At 68.1% G+C, this 19,985-nt stretch carries 15 protein-coding genes; 11 read left to right on the top strand and 4 right to left on the bottom strand.

All coding sequences use genetic code 11. The features are described from left to right. Positions 1–442: gamma carbonic anhydrase family protein (locus IT182_12445; GenBank protein ID MCC6164150.1), on the bottom strand; the 442-nt coding region annotated here is incomplete at its 3' end. A 267-nt stretch (positions 443–709) separates the two neighbouring features. On the opposite strand from IT182_12445, the gene IT182_12450 reads away from it, so the two are divergent. The 7 genes from IT182_12450 (at position 710) to IT182_12480 (ending at position 10,047) form a co-directional block, all read left to right on the top strand. Next, on the top strand, positions 710–1,777 hold the full coding sequence (locus IT182_12450; GenBank protein MCC6164151.1) for a hypothetical protein: 1,068 nt from the start codon (positions 710–712) through the stop codon (positions 1,775–1,777). 213 nt (positions 1,778–1,990) lie between these two features. After that, the gene (gene pheA / locus IT182_12455; GenBank protein ID MCC6164152.1) at positions 1,991–2,851 is read left to right on the top strand and encodes a prephenate dehydratase; all 861 of its coding nucleotides are present in this window, start codon (positions 1,991–1,993) and stop codon (positions 2,849–2,851) included. Further along, positions 2,848–4,542 (top strand): dihydroxy-acid dehydratase, encoded by a 1,695-nt coding sequence (gene ilvD / locus IT182_12460; GenBank protein ID MCC6164153.1) that lies wholly within the window; start codon positions 2,848–2,850, stop codon positions 4,540–4,542. Before pheA ends, ilvD begins: the two co-directional genes overlap by 4 nt. A gap of 15 nt (positions 4,543–4,557) precedes the next feature. Then, on the top strand, positions 4,558–6,267 hold the full coding sequence (ilvB, locus tag IT182_12465) for a biosynthetic-type acetolactate synthase large subunit (GenBank protein MCC6164154.1): 1,710 nt from the start codon (positions 4,558–4,560) through the stop codon (positions 6,265–6,267). Further along, entirely contained in the window at positions 6,264–6,818 is a 555-nt protein-coding gene (ilvN, locus tag IT182_12470; protein ID MCC6164155.1) for an acetolactate synthase small subunit, read from the top strand. The genes ilvB and ilvN overlap by 4 nt, the downstream gene beginning before the upstream one ends. 100 nt (positions 6,819–6,918) lie before the next feature. Then, positions 6,919–7,956, top strand: coding sequence for a ketol-acid reductoisomerase (gene ilvC, locus IT182_12475; protein MCC6164156.1), 1,038 nt, complete (start codon positions 6,919–6,921; stop codon positions 7,954–7,956). Between the two features lie 54 nt (positions 7,957–8,010). Beyond that, on the top strand, positions 8,011–10,047 hold the full coding sequence (locus tag IT182_12480; GenBank protein ID MCC6164157.1) for a S9 family peptidase: 2,037 nt from the start codon (positions 8,011–8,013) through the stop codon (positions 10,045–10,047). Between the two features lie 79 nt (positions 10,048–10,126). Here the strand turns inward: IT182_12480 and IT182_12485 are convergent, their stop codons facing one another. Together IT182_12485 and IT182_12490 are read right to left on the bottom strand one after the other, a co-directional pair. Next, positions 10,127–12,523, bottom strand: a complete 2,397-nt coding sequence (locus IT182_12485) for an ABC transporter permease (protein MCC6164158.1) — start codon at positions 12,521–12,523, stop codon at positions 10,127–10,129. A 149-nt stretch (positions 12,524–12,672) separates the two neighbouring features. Next, positions 12,673–14,562, bottom strand: coding sequence for a chorismate-binding protein (locus IT182_12490; protein ID MCC6164159.1), 1,890 nt, complete (start codon positions 14,560–14,562; stop codon positions 12,673–12,675). 317 nt (positions 14,563–14,879) lie between these two features. On the opposite strand from IT182_12490, the gene IT182_12495 reads away from it, so the two are divergent. Both IT182_12495 and moaA read left to right on the top strand, forming a co-directional pair. Next, complete coding sequence (locus IT182_12495; GenBank protein MCC6164160.1) at positions 14,880–16,106, top strand: ammonium transporter; 1,227 nt, start codon at positions 14,880–14,882, stop codon at positions 16,104–16,106. A 177-nt stretch (positions 16,107–16,283) separates the two neighbouring features. After that, positions 16,284–17,309 (top strand): GTP 3',8-cyclase MoaA, encoded by a 1,026-nt coding sequence (gene moaA / locus IT182_12500; GenBank protein MCC6164161.1) that lies wholly within the window; start codon positions 16,284–16,286, stop codon positions 17,307–17,309. Positions 17,310–17,363: 54 nt separating this feature from the next. On the opposite strand, the gene IT182_12505 is transcribed toward moaA, so the two are convergent. Continuing rightward, on the bottom strand, positions 17,364–17,912 hold the full coding sequence (locus tag IT182_12505; protein ID MCC6164162.1) for a DUF1080 domain-containing protein: 549 nt from the start codon (positions 17,910–17,912) through the stop codon (positions 17,364–17,366). Positions 17,913–18,186: 274 nt separating this feature from the next. Between IT182_12505 and IT182_12510 the strand changes: the two genes are divergently transcribed. Beyond that, positions 18,187–19,338: a DegT/DnrJ/EryC1/StrS aminotransferase family protein gene (locus IT182_12510; GenBank protein ID MCC6164163.1), complete on the top strand. Its 1,152-nt coding sequence runs from the start codon at positions 18,187–18,189 to the stop codon at positions 19,336–19,338. After that, entirely contained in the window at positions 19,335–19,982 is a 648-nt protein-coding gene (locus IT182_12515; protein MCC6164164.1) for an acetyltransferase, read from the top strand. Before IT182_12510 ends, IT182_12515 begins: the two co-directional genes overlap by 4 nt. The last annotated feature ends 3 nt before the right edge of the window (positions 19,983–19,985 follow it).

The raw sequence follows: 19,985 nt of genomic DNA on the forward strand, positions 1-19,985 counted from the left end.
CCGCATCCGTGAGCGCCCGCTTCACCTTGCCGGGACTGCCCATGACCATCGACCGCGGGGGAATGACAGTGCCTTCGGTGACGAGCGTCCCGGCGGCGACGATGGAATCGCTGCCCACCACCGCACCGTTCAGCACGATCGCGCCCATGCCGATGAGGACGCGGTCTTCGATCGTGCACCCGTGGACAAGTGCGCCATGCCCGATTGTCACCGCATCCCCGATCATCGTCGGATGCGTGCCGCGCATCACGTGCACGACGGTACCGTCCTGGATGTTGGTCCGCGCCCCGATCCGGATCCGGTGCACGTCGCCGCGCACCACGCAGTTCATCCAGACGCTGGACTCCGCCCCAATCACCACGTCGCCGATGACCTGCGCGCTCTGATCCACGAAGACCGAAGCGTCGAGTTGAGGCCACAGGCCACGATACGGGCGAAGCATGGACGAAACATTATACGGGGCGAACAACCGGCAATGGGCAACCGGCAACCGGCAACCGGCAACCGGACGGACGGCGGACGGACGGCGGACGGCGGACGGCCGGGCTCGGCGAGCCGGCCCTACCAGCTACGGTCGCAGGTTGGCCGGTAGGTAGGGCCGGCCCTCCGGGCCCGGCCGCAATGGACATCGCCAACTGCAGGACAAGGTCCGTCTACACCGACGCGGGGCCGACCTCATTCGACGTTCGTGAAAAGATCGCGTACCGCAATGGCTATCACCGAGAGGGTCGGACGCAGCGCGCTGATCGAGACGTTGCGGTCCTGTCGCGAGCCGTTCGACGTGCTGGCGGCTGGCGACGGCGAGGTACTGCGCCTCCGTCGAGGGGCGCGCGTGCTCGGGCTGTTCACGGCCGGGAGCGAGGAGAACCTGCTGTGGACACATCCGGCGCTCGGTAACGTCGACAGCGCTGGTGCCCTGTTGGCCAACGCCGCGTCATGGAATGTCGGCGGCGACCGCACGTGGATCGCGCCTGAAGTGGACGTGTTCTTCCCCGCGTTTCCCGACACGTCGATCTGCGAATGCCCCGCGGCGCTCGACCCGGGCGCGTATCAGGTCACAGACTCGGGACTGGTCAATCGGTTCGAACTGCGCCTCTCTCGAACCGAGGCCACTGTGTCCCTCGAGCTGGCCAAGACGTGGGACGCTGCCACCGCCCCACCGTCTGGCGTCGAGTCGTTGCCGGCCGACGTCAGCCATGTTGGCTACGTCCAGACGACTACCCTGACTGCGCTGGCGTGCGATCGCGACGTGGCCATTGGCATGTGGGGCCTGCTGCAGGTGCCTTCCGGTGCCGAGTGTCTCGTCTCGACGCGTGCCGCGGCAGATGTCGTGTCGTACGTCGGCGGCGTGACGCCTGGCGAACTGCACTCGAGCACACGACTGCTTCGCTATCGCCCTTCCACGCCAGGCATCCACAAGATCGGCGTGCACGCCCCGGTTCTGACGGGGCGCATCGGCTGCCTCCACCGGGAGGGCGACACCGCGATGCTCGTGGTGCGCACCTTCGACGTCGACTCGTCAGGCACCTACATCGACACCGCGTGGCGAACGCCCGACGACCTCGCCTCGCCCGGATGCGCTGCCCAGCTTTGCGCCGTCGACACGCCTGCACTCGGCCGCTTCATCGAACTGGAGCACCACACGCCCGCCTTGCGCATCCCGCCGACGTCCAGCAGTGCCTCCTCGACCCGACTCGCTGACGCGAGCCACGTCTGGGCCTGCCGCGGCCCCGGCCAGCAGATCCGCACGATCGCCGAACGGCTGTTCGGGGAATGACGAATGCTGAATGACGAATGACGGAAACCCTGGCCTCCATGCCCCTTGGGGCTGCGCCGTAGGTAGGGCTCTCCGAGCCCGGCATCCGTGTCCGAGCCCGTTCCGGTTGCCGGTTGCCCATTGCCGGTTGCCGAACGCAATAAATATCGCGCATGTTTATCTAACAAAGATAACTTTGACTTTCCTTGCTCCAGACGCGCACCATCGACAGGCATGGTGGTGGCGTATCAGGGGGAACCGGGGGCGTACAGTGAGGCGGCGGCGCAACGCCATGCGCCCGACGCCACGGCGCGACCCTGTCCCAGCTTCGACGAGGTGTTCCGCGCGGTCGAGGCAGGCGAGGCCGCCTTCGGGGTCCTGCCGATCGAGAACTCCATCGGCGGCACCATCCACCGCAACTACGACCTCCTCCTCCAGCATCCGCTCCAGATCGTCGGCGACCTCGAACTCCGGGTCATCCACAGCCTGATCGCGCTGCCTGGCACGACGCTCGATCAGGTGAGACAGATCTATTCGCATCCGCAGGCGCTCGCCCAGTGCGACAGGTACCTGCGGAGCCTTCCGGGCGTCGAGGTGGTGGCCACGTACGACACGGCCGGTAGCGCCAAGCTCATCAAGGACAAGCAGATCGCCGGTGCGGCCGCGATCGCCTCCGAGCGCGCCGCCGCCGTCTTCGGCCTCCAGATCCTCGAGTCGGGGATCCAGGACTTCGCCGACAACATCACCCGCTTCATCGTCGTGGCGCCGGTGGGCAAGGCCGGCATCACCGGGGCGCCGAGCAACAAGACGACAGTCGTGTTCACGCTGGCCAACGAGGCCGGCGCGCTGTTCAAGGCGCTCAGCGTGTTCGCGCTCCGCGGCATCGACCTGACCAAGCTCGAGTCGCGGCCGATTCCCGGGCGCCCCTGGGAATACCTGTTCTACGTGGACCTGGCCGTGGGTGCCGACGATGCGCGCTGCGATCGCGCGCTCGCGCACCTGGCCGAGTTCGCGCCGATGTTCCGCAATCTCGGGTCGTACGCGTCGACGCTGCTGCCCCGTTCCGTGCCCGTGGCGGCAGGAGATCCCGCATGACCGACCTCAACAAGCACAAGAGCGCCGCGCTCACCGACGGCCCGAACCGCGCCGCCGCGCGCGCGATGCTCAAGGCCTGCGCGTTCACCGACGAGGACCTCGCCAAGCCGCTGGTGGGGATCGCCAACACGTGGACCGAGATCGGGCCATGCAACTTCCACCTGCGTGAGCTGGCCGAGCACGTGAAGGCCGGCGTGCGCGCGGCGGGCGGTACGCCGATGGAGTTCAACACGGTGGCCGTCTCCGACGGCATCACGATGGGCGCCGAAGGCATGCGCGCCTCGCTCGTGAGCCGCGAGGTCATCGCCGACTCCATCGAACTGGTCACGTTCGGCCATCACCTCGACGCCGTGGTGATGCTGTGCGGCTGCGACAAGACGATTCCAGGCACGATCATGGCGCTTGCCCGCCTCAACATCCCGGGCGTCATCCTCTACGGCGGGTCGATTGCGCCGGGCACGTGGCAGGGCAAGGACGTCACGGTGCAGGACGTGTTCGAGGGCATCGGCGCGCAGGCGGCCGGACGCATCTCGCTCGTCGAACTCAAGGATCTCGAAGACAAGGCCTGCCCCGGCGTGGGCGCGTGCGGCGGCCAGTTCACGGCCAACACGATGGCGATGGTGGCCGAGTTCCTCGGCATCGCCGCGATGGGCAGCGTGAGCATTCCGGCAACGCTGCCCGAGAAGCAGGCGGCCGCCGAACACGCGGGCCGACTGGCGCTCGATCTCCTCCACCGGGGCGTCCGTCCGCGCGACATCATCACGCGCACTGCGCTCGAGAACGCCATCACGGGCGTCGTTGCGACAGGTGGATCGACCAACGCCGTGATGCACCTGCTCGCGATCGCCCATGAAGCCGGCGTGCCACTCGGCATCGACGACTTCAACGCGATCAACGACAAGACGCCGCTACTGGCCGACCTGAAGCCGGGCGGACGCTACGTGGCCGCCGACCTGCACTACGCCGGCGGCACCGGACTCGTGTGCCAGCGCCTCGAGACGGCAGGCCTCATCGACGGATCGGCGCCGACGGTCACCGGCCGCACCATCGGCCAAGAAGCCGCGGCGGTGCGTGAAACGCCCGGACAGGATGTGGTGCGGCCTTTCGATACGCCGCTCAAGCCCACGGGCGGGCTACTGATCCTCAAGGGCAACATCGCGCCCGACGGGTGCGTGGTGAAGGTGGCGGGTTCGTCGCTCGCCGGGCATCAGGGGCCGGCGCGCGTCTTCGAAGGCGAGGAAGCCGCGTTCGCCGCCGTGCAGGCGGGCCAGATCGTCGCCGGCGACGTGGTGGTGATCCGCCATGAAGGACCGAGGGGCGGTCCCGGCATGCGCGAGATGCTCGGCGTCACCGCCGCCATCATGGGCGCGGGTCTCGGCAACTCCGTGGCGCTGCTCACCGACGGCCGTTTCTCCGGCGCGACGCGCGGCCTGATGGCCGGCCACGTCGCTCCCGAAGCCGTGTCGGGCGGCCCCATCGCCGCCATCCGCGACGGCGACGTCATCACGTTCGACCTGAAGCAACGCCGCCTCGACATGGCGGTGAGCGACGAGGAGATCGCGCAACGCCTCGCGGCGTACCGCGCGCCCGCGCCGCGCTACACCACTGGTGTCATGGCCAAGTACGCCAGCCTCGTTTCATCGGCGTCGGAAGGCGCCATCACGCGGCCGGCCCCCGCCCTGCATTCCTGAACCTCGAGTATCCCCATGAAGAAGACCGGAGCCCAAATCCTGTGGGAGAGCCTGGTGCGCGAAGGCGTCACCTGCGTGTTCGGCTACCCTGGCGGCGCGATCCTGCCGGCGTACGACGCGATGCTCGACTACCCGATCCGTCACATCCTGGTGCGCCATGAGCAGGGCGCCACGCACATGGCCGACGGCTATGCGCGCGCGACAGGCCAGGTCGGCGTCGCGATCGCCACGAGCGGCCCAGGCGCCACCAACATGGTCACCGGCATCGCCACCGCCATGATGGACTCGGTCCCCATCGTCTGCATCACCGGGCAGGTGGGCAGCAAGGCGATCGGATCGGACGCCTTCCAGGAAACCGACATCACGGGCATCACGCTGCCCGTGACCAAGCACAACTACCTTGTGACGCGTCCCGAGGACGTGGCGCGCGTGGTGCGCGAGGCGTTCTACGTGGCACGGTCGGGTCGGCCCGGTCCCGTGCTGATCGACATCACGAAGGACTGCCAGCAGTCGACCTGCGAGTTCGTGTGGCCGGAGGCACCGACGCTGCGCGGCTATCGTCCGTCGCACACGCCGAGCACGCGCGAAGTCGATCAGGCCATCGAGCTGATTCATTCGGCCAAGCGCCCGATCATCCTCGCCGGCCGCGGCATCGAACTGTCGGGCGCCCGCGAAACGGTGCTGACGTTCGCCGAACAGGCCAACGTGCCGATCGCGACGACGCTGCTCGGCATCGGCGCGATCCCGGCGAGCCATCCGCTGAACCTCGGCATGATGGGCATGCACGGCGAGGCGTGGGTCAACACCGCCATCCAGGAAGCCGACCTGCTGCTCGCCTTCGGGATGCGCTTCGACGATCGCGTGACGGGCAACGTGCGCACGTACGCGCCCGATGCAAAGAAGATCCACATCGACATCGATCCCGCGGAGTTGAACAAGAACGTCCGCGTCGACGTCGGCCTCATCGGCGACCTCCGGCAGACGATCGAGCAGCTCATGCCACGCGTCGAGGCGCGCGATCGCAGCGACTGGATCGCCTACATCTCGATGCTCAAGGGCGATTCGGCCGTTCGCGACATCCAGAACCTGCCCGACAACGGTCACCTCTATGCCGCGCACGTCATCAACGACCTGTGGCGCGAGACGCGCGATCGCGACACGATCGTGGTCACCGACGTCGGCCAGCACCAGATGTGGGAAGCGCAGTACTACAAGCACGAGAGCCGGCGCTCCCTCATCACGTCGGGCGGACTCGGCACGATGGGCTTCGCGCTGCCCGCCGCGATCGGCGCGAAGGTCGCGCGGCCCGATGCCGAAGTGTGGGTGGTGGTCGGCGATGGCGGCTTCCAGATGACGATGTGCGAACTGGCGACGATCGCGCAGGAAGGCATCGACATCAACATCGCGATCATCAACAACGGCTTCCTCGGCATGGTGCGGCAGTGGCAGGAGTTCTTCTACGAGCGCCGCTATGCCGCCACGCCGCTGGTCAACCCCGACTTCGTCAAGCTCACGCAGGCGTTCGGCCTGAAGGCCATGCAGGTGACCTCGCGAGCCGAGGTGGTGCCGGCCGTGCGCGACGCAAGCGGCCACCAGGGCACGGTGCTCATCGACTTCCGCGTGGAGCAGGAAGACTCGGTGTACCCGATGGTGCCGGCGGGCAACGACCTGCACAACATGATCCGGCGCCCGAGCGCCATCATCGAAACCGGAGCTGACGCATGAACACCTTCGTGGTGCTCGTCGAAGATCACCCGGGCGTCCTCACCCGCGTGAGCGGGCTCATCCGGCGCCGCGGCTTCAACATCGACTCGATCACCGTCGGCCACACCGAGACGGCCGGCGTGTCGCGGATGACGATCGCGGTGGAGGCCGACGAACTCGGCGCCCGCCGCATCGAGGCAAACCTCTACAAGCTGCTCGAGGTGCTGCGCGTGGACAACGTCACGAGGCAGCCGTCGATCGTCAGGGAACTCGCCGTCCTCAAGGTGAAGACCACGCCCGAGACACGCGCGCAGATCTTCCAGCTCGCACCGATCTACAGGGCCCGCATCATCGACGTCTCACCGGAGTCGCTCGTCATCGAGATCACCGGCAACGAGGACAAGGTCGAGAGCCTCATCGAGGTGCTCGAGCCGTACGGCATCCTCGAGATCGCGCGCACGGGCCGCCTGGCGATGCTGCGCGGCACGGGCACGGCCAGCACGCCTCCCGACGCCACACAGGACCTGAGCGCCGCCCAGGCCGAGGAGGACGTGCTGTCGCACTCGGTGTAGCGGGGGCTCAGGGCTTACGGCAAAGGGAAAAAGGGTTCGGCGGACGGCTGCAACCCGACATTCGGCATTCTGCATTCGACATTTCGAGAATCACCAACACATGGCTGCGAAAATCTTCTACGACAACGACGCCGACCTCTCACTGATTCAAGCGAAGAAGGTCGCGATCATCGGCTACGGATCGCAGGGACACGCGCACGCGCTGAACCTCAAGGACAGCGGCGTCGACGTGCGCATCGGCCTGCGGGCCGGCAGCGCGTCGGCCGCCAAGGCGCAGGCCGCCGGCGTGCGCGTGGTGAGCGTGGCCGACGCGGCGCAGGAAGCCGACGTCATCATGCTGCTCGCGCCCGACACGGTGCAGCCCTCGCTCTACAAGAAGGACATCGCGCCGCACCTCACCGCCGGCAAGATGCTGATGTTCGCGCACGGCTTCAACATCCGTTACGGCACGATCGTGCCTCCGGCCGACGTCGACGTCACGATGGTCGCCCCCAAGTCGCCGGGCCACCGCGTGCGTGAAGTGTTCGAGGAGGGCGGCGGCGTGCCCGGCCTCATCGCCGTCCATCAGGACGCCACGGGCCATGCGCGCGCGCTGACGATGTCGTATGCCAGGGGCATCGGCGTCACCCGCGCCGGCGTGATCGAGACGACGTTCACCGAGGAGACCGAGACGGACCTCTTCGGCGAGCAGGCCGTCCTGTGCGGCGGCACCGCCGAACTCGTGAAGGCCGGCTTCGAGCCGCTCGTCCAGGCCGGGTATCAGCCCGAGATCGCGTACTTCGAGTGCCTCCACGAGCTCAAGCTGATCGTCGACCTGATGTATCGCGGCGGCCTGAACTACATGCGCTACTCGGTGAGCGACACGGCCGAGGCCGGCGACTACTACACCGGTCCGCGCATCATCACCGACGAGACGCGCGCGGCCATGAAGCAGGTGCTCGCCGAGATCCAGGACGGCACGTTCGCCCGCAAGTGGATCGACGAGAACGAGCAGGGGCGTCCGTGGTTCAACAAGGTCCGCGCCGACGAGCAGACGCAGACGCTCGAGGACGTGGGCGCGAAGCTGCGCGCGATGATGCCCTTCCTGAACCCCGTCACGCACAAGCCGCAGGAACAGAACGCGCCGGTCCAGGGCTAGGACGCGCCGGGGGGCGCTGGCTCGCCTACAATGCGTGTCTTCACGGAGATGCGCATGCCAGGCCCCCATATCCGAACAGTTCTCGCCGCGATCCTCGCGGCGTTCCTGGCGATCGTCACAGGTGCCGCCGGTCAGACAGCCGGCGGCACGCCTCGCGTCCCCACCATCGACGATCTCGTCAACCTGGGCTCGGTCGGCAGCGTCCAGATATCCCCCGACGGACGTTGGGTCGCCTACGAAGAAGCCACCACCAACTGGGACAAGGACGCGTTCGTCACGCAACTGATGGTTGCCGACGTATCGGCCGGCACCGTCGTGCCGCTCACGCGCGGCACCGAGTCGGTGAGCGACATCGAATGGTCGCCCGACAGCGTGTGGATCACGTTCCTGCGAACGGTCGACGGCAAGGCGCAGATCCAGGCCATCAGGCCCAACGGTGGCGAGGCGATCACGCTGTCGCGTCACGACGCGTCGATCGTCAATCACGCGTGGGCGCGCGACGGCAGGACGATCGTCTTCAGCGCACCTGAAGGCGACGCCCCGGCCGACAGGGCGCGCAAGGACGCCTATGGCGACTTCACTGTCGTCCATCGAGACTACCGGTACGCTCACCTCTGGACTCTGGTCGCGACCGACGCGTTCACCGCGCCGATCAAGGGACGCCAGCGCACGTCCGGCACGACGCGACACGTACAGGGTTTCGACGTGTCGCCGGACGGAGCGCGCGTGGCATTCGCCGCGACGCGCACACCGGATTTGATCGACACCGGCTCGTCGGATCTCTACGTGCTGGATCTCGCGAGCGATGCCGTGCGACAACTCGTCACGCAGGACGGCCCGGACACGTCGCCACGGTGGTCGCCGGACGGCACGCGAATCGCGTTCTCGTCGGCCATGCGCGAGCCGCGCTTCTTCCACGCGAACACGCGCGTGGCGATCGTCGACGCCGGCGGCGGCACACCGGTGTCTGTCACCGACTCGCTCGACGAGGACGCCAGACTGGTTGCCTGGGCGCCGACCGGCCTCTACATCAGCGCCTTGCAGAAGACGGCGGCGCACCTGTTCCGCGTCGACCCGGCGACGCGCGCCATTGCCCGCGTCTCGTCGCCCGATGCACTCCTCCTGCTGGCGGCATCGTTCAGTGCCGACGGCCGCACGCTCGCGTTCTCGTCCTCGTCGGCCACCACGCTGCCCGAGGTGAGCGTGACGAGCCTGGCACCATTCACGCCCCGCGTCCTGACAGCGCGCTCGAAGGTGCTGGGGGACTGGACGCTGGCCACGCGTGAAGTCGTGTCATGGAAGAGCCAGGATGGCGAGACGATCGAAGGCATCCTCGCCAAGCCGCGAGACTTCGACCCGACGCGGAAGTATCCGCTGCTGTGCGTGATTCACGGCGGTCCGACGGGCATCGATCGTCCGCAGGCGATCGATGCGCGCTACTACCCCGTCGATATCTGGACCGCGCGTGGAGCGCTCGTCCTGAAGGTGAACTATCGCGGCAGCGCGGGCTACGGCCAGCGTTTCAGGCAGTTGAACGTCCGCAATCTCGGCGTCGGCGACGCATGGGATGTGCTGTCTGGCATCGACGCACTCATCGCCAAGGGCATCGTCGATCCCGAACGGCTCGGATGCATGGGATGGAGCCAGGGCGGCTACATCTCGGCGTTCCTGACCACGTCGACAACGCGGTTCAAGGCGATCTCGGTGGGTGCAGGCATCTCGAACTGGGCGACGTACTACTACAACACCGACATCACGCCGTTCACGATCCAGTACCTCGGCGCGGACCCGGCGAAGGATGCGGAGATCTATCGCAAGACGTCGCCGATGTCGTACGTGATGGGCGCGAAGACGCCCACGCTCATCCAGCACGGCGAGTTCGATCGTCGCGTGCCGATCGCCAACGCGTACGAGCTGCGCCAGGGGCTCGAAGACCGGGGCGTGCCGGTGGAGATGGTGGTGTACAAGGGCTTCGGTCACGGCATCACCAAGCCGAAGTCCATGCGCGCCACCATGCAGCACAACCTGCTCTGGTTCAACCACCACATCTTCGGCGACTCCGCCCCGAACCTGGCGTTGCCTCCTCGGTAATACGGCAATGCCGCGATGCCGGGAATGCCGAATGCCGCACAGGCGGCAACCGTTCGAGTGGAGGCAGGTGTAGCCGCCCCTATGCCGATCTCAGCGCCTGCGCGGGATCGGTGCTGGCGGCGTGGCGTGATGGCCACCACGTGGCGACGAGCGCAACGAGCGCGAACGCGACGCAACTTCCGGCGAGCGCCAGGGGATCGGCGCTCGTCACGCCGACGAGTTGTGTCGCGAGCAGCCGACCCGTCATGAGCGCGCCTCCGATGCCGAGCGTCAGTCCGACCACGAGCACCACGCTGGCTGGCCCCAGGAACAGACGCGTGATGCGTCCCGGTCCAGCGCCGATCGCCACGCGGATGGCGATCTCCCGCTCGCGCTGACGCACCGCGTATGCCACGAGGCCATACAACCCCACGAGGGCCAGTACAGAGGCGGCGAGCGCCAGCGTCGAGAGCAGCGCACTCATGAACCGCGGACGCGCCATGTCCGCAGCCATCAGGTCCTGAAGCGGCCGGATCCTGTCGATGGCGATCTCCGGATCGACGTCGCGAACCGCACGCCGAAGTGACTCGTCGGGATCCACCGACGCGCCGCCCGGCGTGACAGCCATGCGCACGATGGCAGACGCGAAGCGGCCGGGCTGCTGCATCAGCGGCACGTAGACGTCGGCCTGCTCCTCGTCGGTGCCGCCCTGCCTCACGTCGGCCGCCACACCAATCGTGGTGCGCACCACCCGCCGCGGTTCATCCTCGTCATCCTCTTCAAGAGTCACGACACGCTTACCTATTGCCACATCGTCTCGCCACAGCCGTCGCGCGAGCGTCGCACTGACCACGACCACCGCCTCTCGCCCCTCGACATCGTCTCGCTCGATGGGCCGGCCGGTCACGATCGGAATTCCCAGCGTCGAGAAGTAGCCGTCCGACACGACGTGAACCGACGTGCGTGCGACACCGACATCCGTGGTGTCCGTGCCCACGTCGATGAGGCGCGGCTGTTGCGTGAGGGACGCCGACGTCAGCCCCACCGACGCGACGCCTGGCATCGCACGCAGCGACGTCAGGAGCCTGTCGAACACGTGCGCGCGATCCGAGGGGTTCGGATAACGCGACTGCCGCAGCGCGAGACCAGTGGTCGTGACGCCGCCACTGGCAATGCCCCAGTCCATGGCGGTGAGCACGGAGACGGTCCTGAGCATCAGCGTCGCGCCCGTCAGGAGCGACAGCGAGATCGCCACCTGCGCGACGATGAGCGCCGTACGCGTGCGCTGACTCGCCCCGCCTGCTGTCGACGTCCGACCGGCCTGCGCGAGCACGACCGAGGGCTTCAGCAGACGCATGCCCATCACGGGCACCAACGCACAGATCAGTGTCGTCGCCAGGCCGACGATGCCGATGATCGCGGCTGTCCTGCCCGAGATGGCCAGGAGTCCACCAGGCGCCGACCGCCCGCGGTGTTCCTGCATCGTCGGTCCCAGCCACGAGATCGCCATCGCCGCCACGACGATGGCGAGCACGCTGGCGCTCGTCACGAGCAGCGCGGCCTCGGCAACCGACGACCTGATGAGCGCCAGCCGACCTGCTCCGAGTGCCACGCGTACGGCGAGGTCGCGTTCGCGCGCCGCCGCACGCACGAGGAGCAGGCCCGCGACGTTCGCGCACGCCACCAGCAGCACGAGCGCCGCGGCCGTCATCGCGGCTCGAAGCATGGGTCGTACGGTCGCCGTATAGCGGCCGTGCGCCGGCTCCAATCGCACCGGCACCGGCGCCGCGCCCGCATCGCTCACGAGCCCCGAGATGCGCGCGGCAACATCCTGTGGCGACGCGTGCGGCCGCAGGCGTACGAAATAGGGATACGTGGGTGCGCGCAGTGGAACGAGCACGCTGGTGAACGGGTTGAAGTGCCAGAATCCGGCGGGCAGGACGCCCACGATGGTGAAGGTCTCGGCCTCGTCCGGCCTGTCGCTCACATAGGCCGTGAACGTCCTGCCGATCGCATCAGCGTCGCCACCAAACTGCGTCGTCCACAGCGCATGGCTGATGATCGCGACGTTCGGACCACCTGATGTGAACGCCTCGGCGTCGAATCCACGTCCGAGCACAGGACGGATACCGAATGCCTCCATGAATCCCGGCGTGACCCACGCGCCGGACACCTGCTCGGTGTGTTCGCGCCCGAGCAGGTAGAACATGTCGAGATCCCACGCAACCGGGTGCTCGACGAGATCGTCGAGCGACGTCCAGTCGCGCCCCTCCATCCCGCGCGGCGGGGACTGCCCCGGCTGGCCATACTGCACCGAATACAGCCTGTCTGCCCCGGCATAGGGGAATCCACGCCACAGGTATGCGTCGAGCAGCGCCAGGGTGAGGGCGCACAGCGCCATGCCGATCCCCAACGTGGCGATGACCGTCGCGGTGAACCCCGGCGCACGCCGCAGCGCGCGGAGTGATGTCCGAACCTCGCTCAGGATGTCTGCCATGCGTCTCCTCGAACGAGGACGCAGCACGGGAGGGTGGCGTTAACGCGGACTCTCTCCGGCAACCGCCAACCGGCAACCGGCAACCGGCAACCGGCAACCTGACAGATGCCACCACCGTCGAGCGTAGGGCCGGGCTCGGAGCGCCGGCGCTACCACCCAGCGAGAGGTTCCGCCTCGATCCACTCGCGGAGGCTGTTGACGAGCCAGAGGCGGGTGGCACGCTGCATGTCGTCGACGTGGACGATACGTTCGGTCACCTCGCCGCTGGCGAGCAGGGTGGCGCGGAAGATGCCCGGCAACAGACCGCACGACACGGGCGGCGTCACCCGCGCGCCATCGATCTCGACGATGAGGTTCGCGATGGTGGACTCGGTGAGCTCGCCACGCGCGTTCCAGAGGAGGACATCGTCGGCGTCTGGTGCCGCGGCTCGAGCGCGCTCGTAGACCTCCCGGCACGTCGTCTTGTTGAACAGGAGCGGACTACGCGTGTCGATGGGCGAACCAGCAAGCGCCACGCGCCACATGCGGGCGTCCGGCGTGAACGGCGACACCGTCGTGCGAATACGCCCCTCTCGCGATGCCACGAGCCTGACGCGCCACGTGCCATCCCGGTGTTCGCGCGCAACAGCATCCAGCGCAACATCGAGCGCCGCACGTTCGACCGGCCAACCGAACAACGCGGCTGAATCGAGCAGCCGACGCACGTGACCCTCGCGACGCACGATCGCGCCCGCGTCCGATCGCATCGTCTCCAGGAGTTCGGCCTCGGCAGGAACGGCAGCCGGACGGACGACGCGCGCCTTGGCGAGACACTCGGCCCATTCGTCGGCCGCGTCCGAGTCCGACGTGATCCCCGCGCCGACGCTGAACGTCGCGCGCTGCGTCAGACGATCGAGCACCGCCGTGCGAATCGGCACGCTCGCCATCAGATCCCCGCCTGGCTTCAGCAGGCAGATCGCGCCCGTATAGATGCCGCGTGGCGCGATTTCGAGGTCCGCGATGATCTGCATGGTGCGCACCTTGGGCGCACCGGTCACCGACCCGCACGGGAACACCGCGGAGAGGAGCGCCCACAGATCGGTGCCGCCGCTCACACGCGCGTCGACGCGCGACGTCATCTGCCATACCGTCGGGTAGCGCTCGATCGCGCAGAGATCCGATACGCGCACCGAGCCCGGCTGCGCGAGCCGTCCGAGGTCGTTGCGCAGCAGATCGACGATCATCACGTTCTCGGCGCGCGCCTTGTCGCTCGCCTGCAGCGCGTCGGCCAGCGCCACGTCTTCGGCGAGCCAGCGCCCGCGTCGTGTGGTGCCCTTCATCGGCCGCGTGCGCACGTCACCACCAGTGCGTTCGATGAAGAGCTCCGGCGACAGGCTGATCACCACCGCGGCGCCCATGTCGATGCACGCCGCGAAGGGCACGCGCGCCTCGCGCGCGCACGCCGCGAACCACGGCCACGGATCGTGCGGGAATGAGGCGTCCAGCGGGAACGTGTAGTTGACCTGATACGTGTCGCCGGCGGTGATGTGCGCGAGGATGCGCGCGATGTCGGCGTCGAATCGTGTCTCGTCGAGCCGCGGCATCCAGTCGACGGCGCCTACCGGGGACCGGGCACCGGGCATCGGGCACCGGGCACCGGGAATCGGGACGGAGATACCGGGCACCGGCGACCTGGCGTCGGGTGCCGGCAGCGGACACCAGGCGCTCACATCAGCGGCGTCGAGGGGCGCGTCGTAGGCGGCCGCCCAGGCCAGCGGCACGCTCGCGCGGCGTGTTCCCGCTGGATCCGGCGTGCGCACGACGAGTGCGGGATCGAACGCGGGCGCCGACTCATACGCGAGCAGCAGCACGCCCCACTGCCCGGCCCGCGTCCGGCCGTCGATCCAGTCGACGAGGCGGCGCACCTCGTCGAGGTTCCGGGCCTCCTCGATGGCCAGCGGCCTGTCGAACGCCGCGCGCCATCCGTCCTCCGCCAGTCCGGCACCAAAGCAGGCGCGCCCAGCCTTCCGCACGGCGCCCACGATACATCGAGCGGCCACCGGTGATTCGTCTCGACGGGCCGGCCAAGCCAGTCTGCATAACCTACGAATCACCAGACAGAGCACGAATCGATGGACAGTCGCCCCAACAACATCACTTTGTTGTTTAAAGTGATGGCCAAACATTGATCGTTCCGCACATTCGACGTACGCTCTGTGCTGCTTTGCTTCGCAGCCCTGCTGCATCTGGAGGTTCCGTGAACGTTCGTGCCCTGCCCTTCCTCGTCCTCACCGCCGTCGCGGTGGCAGCCTTGTTTCCGCGGAGTGCTCCGCCCGTCCCCGTGGGGGATCCCTGGGTCGCCGGCGACGTCGCCTGGATGCTCACGGCCACCGGCCTCGTCCTGCTCATGACGCCAGGCCTGTCCTTCTTCTATGGCGGCATGGTGCGCTTCAAGAACGTCGTGTCCACGATGCTCCAGAGCTTCGTCGCGCTCGGCGTCATCAGCCTGCTCTGGGTCGTTGTGGGTTTCAGCCTCGCCTTCGGCGACAGCATCGGCGGCGTCATCGGGAATCCGCTCACCTTCTTCATGTTCGATGGCGTAGGGTCGGCCACCCACCCGGATCTGGCGCCGACGATCCCGCTCCTGCTCTTCGCCCTCTTCCAGTTGAAGTTCGCGATCATCACGCCGGCGCTCATCACGGGCGCCTTCGCCGAGCGCGTCCGCTTCTCCAGCTACCTCCTGTTCATGGTGCTGTTCAGCATCTTCATCTACTCGCCGCTCGCGCACATGACGTGGCATCCGCAGGGCTGGCTGCGGCAGATGGGCGTGCTCGACTTCGCCGGCGGCACCGTGGTCCACATGTCGGCCGGCCTCGCAGCCATCGCCGGCGCGCTGGTGCTCGGTCGACGCCAGAGCCACATGGCCAGCGAGACGCACGAGCCCGCCAACATCCCGTACGTGCTGCTCGGCACGGGCATGCTCTGGTTCGGGTGGTTCGGCTTCAATGCCGGTTCCGCGTTGTCGGCAGGGGACGCCGCCGTGAGTGCGTTCGCCACCACCAACACGGCATCGGCCGCGGCCATGCTCGGGTGGGTGTTCTTCGACATGGTGCGCGGCCGCAAGCCGTCGGCGATGGGCGCGTGCATCGGCGCGGTGGTGGGCCTGGTGGCCATCACGCCGGCGGCCGGTTTCGTCTCCGTGCGCCACAGCATCGCCATCGGCCTCATCGCCAGCATCGTCAGCAACGTGGCCGTGCACTGGAAGTCGCGGAGCACGCTGGACGACACGCTCGACGTCTTCCCCTGCCACGGTGTGGGCGGCATGGTCGGCATGGTGCTCACGGGCGTGTTCGCCAGGGACGTAGGCCTCATCAACGGCACGTGGCACACGTTCGGCGTCCACCTCTTCGCCCTCGTGGTGGTGTCGGTCTTCGCGTTCGTGGGCTCGTGGCTGCTCTACCGGATCGTCGATACGGCATGGCCGATGCGCGTTTCTCCCGACGCCGAACTCGATGGGCTCGACGCGAGCCAGCACGACGAGGTGGCCGCCACGTTCGACGCCGCCACGCCATGCCCCACCGGCGTACTCGACCGCGTGGCCTGACCCGTCAGACGTCCCTTTCGCAATTCCCTGCGCTTCCGCTTCCGTCGCCTCGTGCGTCGAAGCCTGACGCCTCCGATCCGCGGGCACCGGATCGGGGGCCTTTTTTCAGGGCGGCGGGGATTCGCGGGCCTGAGGGACGAGGACGGAGGAAGTGGCCGACGAGAGGCAGGAAGTACAATCGGCGGCGTGCTTCTCGATCGGTGGCGGCGTCCGCTGGGCCACCTGCGCATCTCGGTCACTGACCGCTGCAACCTCCGGTGTGCGTACTGCATGCCGGACGCCGACTATGTCTGGCTGCCGAAGGCCACGCTGCTCACGTTCGAGGAACTGACGCGCGTCACGCGGGTGTGTCTCGGGCTCGGCGTACGGCGCGTGCGCCTGACGGGGGGCGAGCCGCTCCTGCGCGCACACGTGAGCGATCTCGTCTCGGCGCTCGCGACGCTGACGCCGCTCGACGACCTCGCGATGACCACCAACGGCGTGCTCCTCGCGCCACACGTCGAACACCTCCGCAACGCCGGACTCCACCGCCTCACCGTCAGTCTCGATACGCTGCGCCGCGACAGGTTCGAAGCGCTCACGCGACGCGACCATCTCTCCGCCGTGCTCGATGGCATCGCAGCCGCGTCCGCGACGTTCGGCTCGATCAAGATCGACACCGTCCTCATGCGCGGCGTGAACGACGACGAATTGGAAGCGCTGCTCGCCTACGCGGCGTCGATCCGTGCCGAGATGCGCCTCATCGAGTACATGGACGTCCCAGGCGCCACGCACTGGTCGCTCGCAGCCGTCATCTCGCACGCCGAGATCCTCACGCGCGTACGCGACGCCTTCGGCGAGTTCGAGACGCTGCCGCCAGACGGTCCGGCTCCCGCGTCACGCTACAGACTGCGATCGGGCCAGACGTTCGGCATCATCGCATCGACGACGCGGCCGTTCTGTGACACCTGCGACCGCCTGCGCCTGACGGCCGACGGCCACCTCTTCTCCTGCCTCTATGCGACGCAGGGACTCGACATCAGAACGCCGTTGCGCGACGGTGCCTCGGACGCTGAACTCGGCGCGCTCATCGCCAACGCCTGGCAGCAACGCACCGACCGCGGGGCCGAAGCCCGCCTGGCCGCCTCCTCGCGCACGGCGTTCATCCGTCCCGCCGGCACCCGCCTCGACCCACACGTCGAGATGCATACCAAAGGGGGATAGGGAGCGACAACGGGCAACCCGGCAACCGGAAAGGCCGGGCTCGGAGAGCCGGCCCTAAGCCGACTGTCTCTCCGTCATCGTGATGTTCCGGAGGTCGGCGGTGGTGCGCCAGCTCGCGATGCCGAGGGGACGGCAGGCCAGCATCTCGATTCGCACGTCCACGTCGCGGCCGGCCAGCTTCGCGTCGGCAACGACCACATCGTCGATGCTCCCCTGCAGACGATCGGGCGTCACGTCCACGGCGATGCGATACCAGCGCTTGTCGTCCAGGTGCATGGCACGACTGGTGTCGTTCTCCGAGGCATCGAGACCGTCTAGATTCGAGAAGCCCACCACGGTGCCGCCCCAGCCACCCACCACGAACGTGCAGTGGTTGCGGCCGACGGGTACCGTGACGGCGCAGAAGAAATCGGTGCCGTCCACGCGCATGGCGTCCATCTCGATGCGGAAACTCGGCCCCGGAAGCGCCCCGGTCCACACGATGCCCGTCAGGTCGTTGCCACGTTCGAGGCGAATCGCACCGTCCACGACCGACACCGCGCCCTCGCCGCCGAAGACCACGGACTTCCAGGCACCGAGAGACGCACCGTCGAACAACGACACGGATGTGGCAGCCGATGTGGCCGGCGGCTGCAACAGACACGGGCTGACGCCGAGCAGAGCGAGCGCCTGACGACGGGACAGAGACGATGGGCGGGTGTGCATGCGATGAAACACCGTGGCCCTCAAGCCTACAGGAATTGGTCAGGCACCACGGCCATCCGGCTCGTCCGACCGCGATGTACAATGCGCCGGTCTCGACCAGGCACCCAGCCGGTCCGGCTCCACTTGACGCCCGTTGGAGCCACGCGCGCCGCTGGCGATTGGGCGCGTTCCGATGAGCCGCTTCATCCCCACCCACAGACCCGCCATCGGCGACCAGGAACTCGCGGCCGTGGCGTGCGTGTTCGACAGCCGGTGGCTCGGCGCCGGCGCCGCGACGGCGGCGTTCGAGGACGCCCTGCGCGCGCAGCTCGGCGTCCCGCACGTCGTGGCCGTGAGCAGTGGAACGGCCGCGCTGCATCTCGCGCTCGAGGCACTGGCGCTTCCTCCGGGGAGCGGAGTGCTCGTGCCCTCGCTCACCTTCGTCGCCTCCGTGCAGGCCATCGTGGCGGCGCGGCTCAGGCCGGTGTTCTGCGACGTGGTGGCCGACACATTGCAAGTCGATCTGGAGGATTGCGCCACACGCCTGCGCGCTGCCGGACGTGACGGCATCGGCGTTCGTGCCGTCATGCCCGTGCACTTCGGCGGGACGAGCTGCGACATCACGCAACTGGTCACCCTGGCCACCGACAACGGCCTGCGCATCGTGGAGGACGCCGCGCACGCCTTCGGCTCGAACCGCAGCGGCCGGGCGCTCGGAACCATCGGCGATGCCGGCTGCTACAGCTTCGATCCGATCAAGACCATCACGTGCGGAGAAGGCGGGGCCATCGTCACGGCGTCCGATGCTCTCGCGGCGCGCCTGCGACCGGCGCGCACGCTCGGGATTTCCGCCGACGGCTGGCGGCGCCACACGGGTGCGGCGGCGTGGGCGTACACCGTCGAGTCCCACGGCTGGCGGGCGCACATGCCCGACATCAACGCCGCCATCGGTCTGACGCAGTTGTCGCGCCTGCCGGACTTCCGCGCACGCCGGCAGGCCATCGTCTCCCGATACGACAGCGCGCTCGCACGAGTACGTGGACTCACGCCGGTGACACGGCCACATCCGGACGCGTGCCCTTTCACGTACACGGTGCGCGTACACGATGGGCGTCGCGACGATCTGATGGCCTGGCTGCGCGCGCGCGACATCGGGACGTCTGTGGAGTACATCCCGAATCACCTGCAGCCGGCCTTTGCGGCGTTTCGCACGCCGCTGCCCGCCACCGAACAGGTGTTCACCGACATCCTCAGCCTGCCGCTCTACAGCGACCTCGTCGACGAGGACGTCGACCTCGTCGTGAGCGCGATACACGAGTTCTTCGACGGAGACCGCGTGCCGTGAGTACGCCGCAACGACTGCTCGTCCTCGGCACACGCACCTTCGCCGTGGAGGTCGCCGACCTCGCATCGGACATCGACGGGATCGTCGTCGCGGGCTTTGTCGAGAACATGGAGCGCGACCGCGTCGGCACGAGCCTCGAAGGCCTCCCGATCCACTGGATCGACGAGGTTGCGGCACTGGCGCCGACGCACGTCGGTGTCTGCGCACTCAGCACGACGCACCGTCGCCGGTTCGTCGACCAGGCCGCCGCGCTCGGCCTGCGGTTTGCGACACTCATCCACCCGAGCGCGCGCGTGTCACGCACCGCGCACATCGGCGAGGGCGCGATCGTCAGTGCCGGCGCGATCCTCGGCGCGCACGCGCGAATCGGTCGTCACGCGATCGTCAACCGTGGCGCGCTCATCGGCCACCACACCGCTGTCGGCGATTGCGCAACACTTGGCCCCGGCGCCAACATCGGCGGCTGCTGCGACATCGGCGCGTCGAGTTACGTCGGCATCGGCGCCATCGTGCTGGACAAGCTGACCGTCGGGCATCACAGCCTCGTCGGCGCCGGTGCGCTCGTCACCAAGCCCGTCGCCAACCATGTGCAGGTGATGGGCGTCCCCGCGCGCGTGGTGCGCGAAGGCATCGAGGGCCGCTGACCC

Source organism: Acidobacteriota bacterium (assembly GCA_020845575.1).
Taxonomy (GTDB): domain Bacteria; phylum Acidobacteriota; class Vicinamibacteria; order Vicinamibacterales; family Vicinamibacteraceae; genus Luteitalea.

Excerpts from the sequence above, each read along its gene's own strand:
- IT182_12450 (MCC6164151.1), top strand. The coding sequence starts at position 710 with ATGGCTATCACCGAGAGGGTCGGACGCAGCGCGCTGATCGAGACGTTG.
- pheA (MCC6164152.1), top strand. The coding sequence starts at position 1,991 with ATGGTGGTGGCGTATCAGGGGGAACCGGGGGCGTACAGTGAGGCGGCG.
- ilvD (MCC6164153.1), top strand. The coding sequence starts at position 2,848 with ATGACCGACCTCAACAAGCACAAGAGCGCCGCGCTCACCGACGGCCCG.
- ilvB (MCC6164154.1), top strand. The coding sequence starts at position 4,558 with ATGAAGAAGACCGGAGCCCAAATCCTGTGGGAGAGCCTGGTGCGCGAA.
- ilvN (MCC6164155.1), top strand. The coding sequence starts at position 6,264 with ATGAACACCTTCGTGGTGCTCGTCGAAGATCACCCGGGCGTCCTCACC.
- ilvC (MCC6164156.1), top strand. The coding sequence starts at position 6,919 with ATGGCTGCGAAAATCTTCTACGACAACGACGCCGACCTCTCACTGATT.
- IT182_12480 (MCC6164157.1), top strand. The coding sequence starts at position 8,011 with ATGCCAGGCCCCCATATCCGAACAGTTCTCGCCGCGATCCTCGCGGCG.
- IT182_12485 (MCC6164158.1), bottom strand. The coding sequence starts at position 12,523 with ATGGCAGACATCCTGAGCGAGGTTCGGACATCACTCCGCGCGCTGCGG.
- IT182_12495 (MCC6164160.1), top strand. The coding sequence starts at position 14,880 with ATGCTCACGGCCACCGGCCTCGTCCTGCTCATGACGCCAGGCCTGTCC.
- IT182_12510 (MCC6164163.1), top strand. The coding sequence starts at position 18,187 with ATGAGCCGCTTCATCCCCACCCACAGACCCGCCATCGGCGACCAGGAA.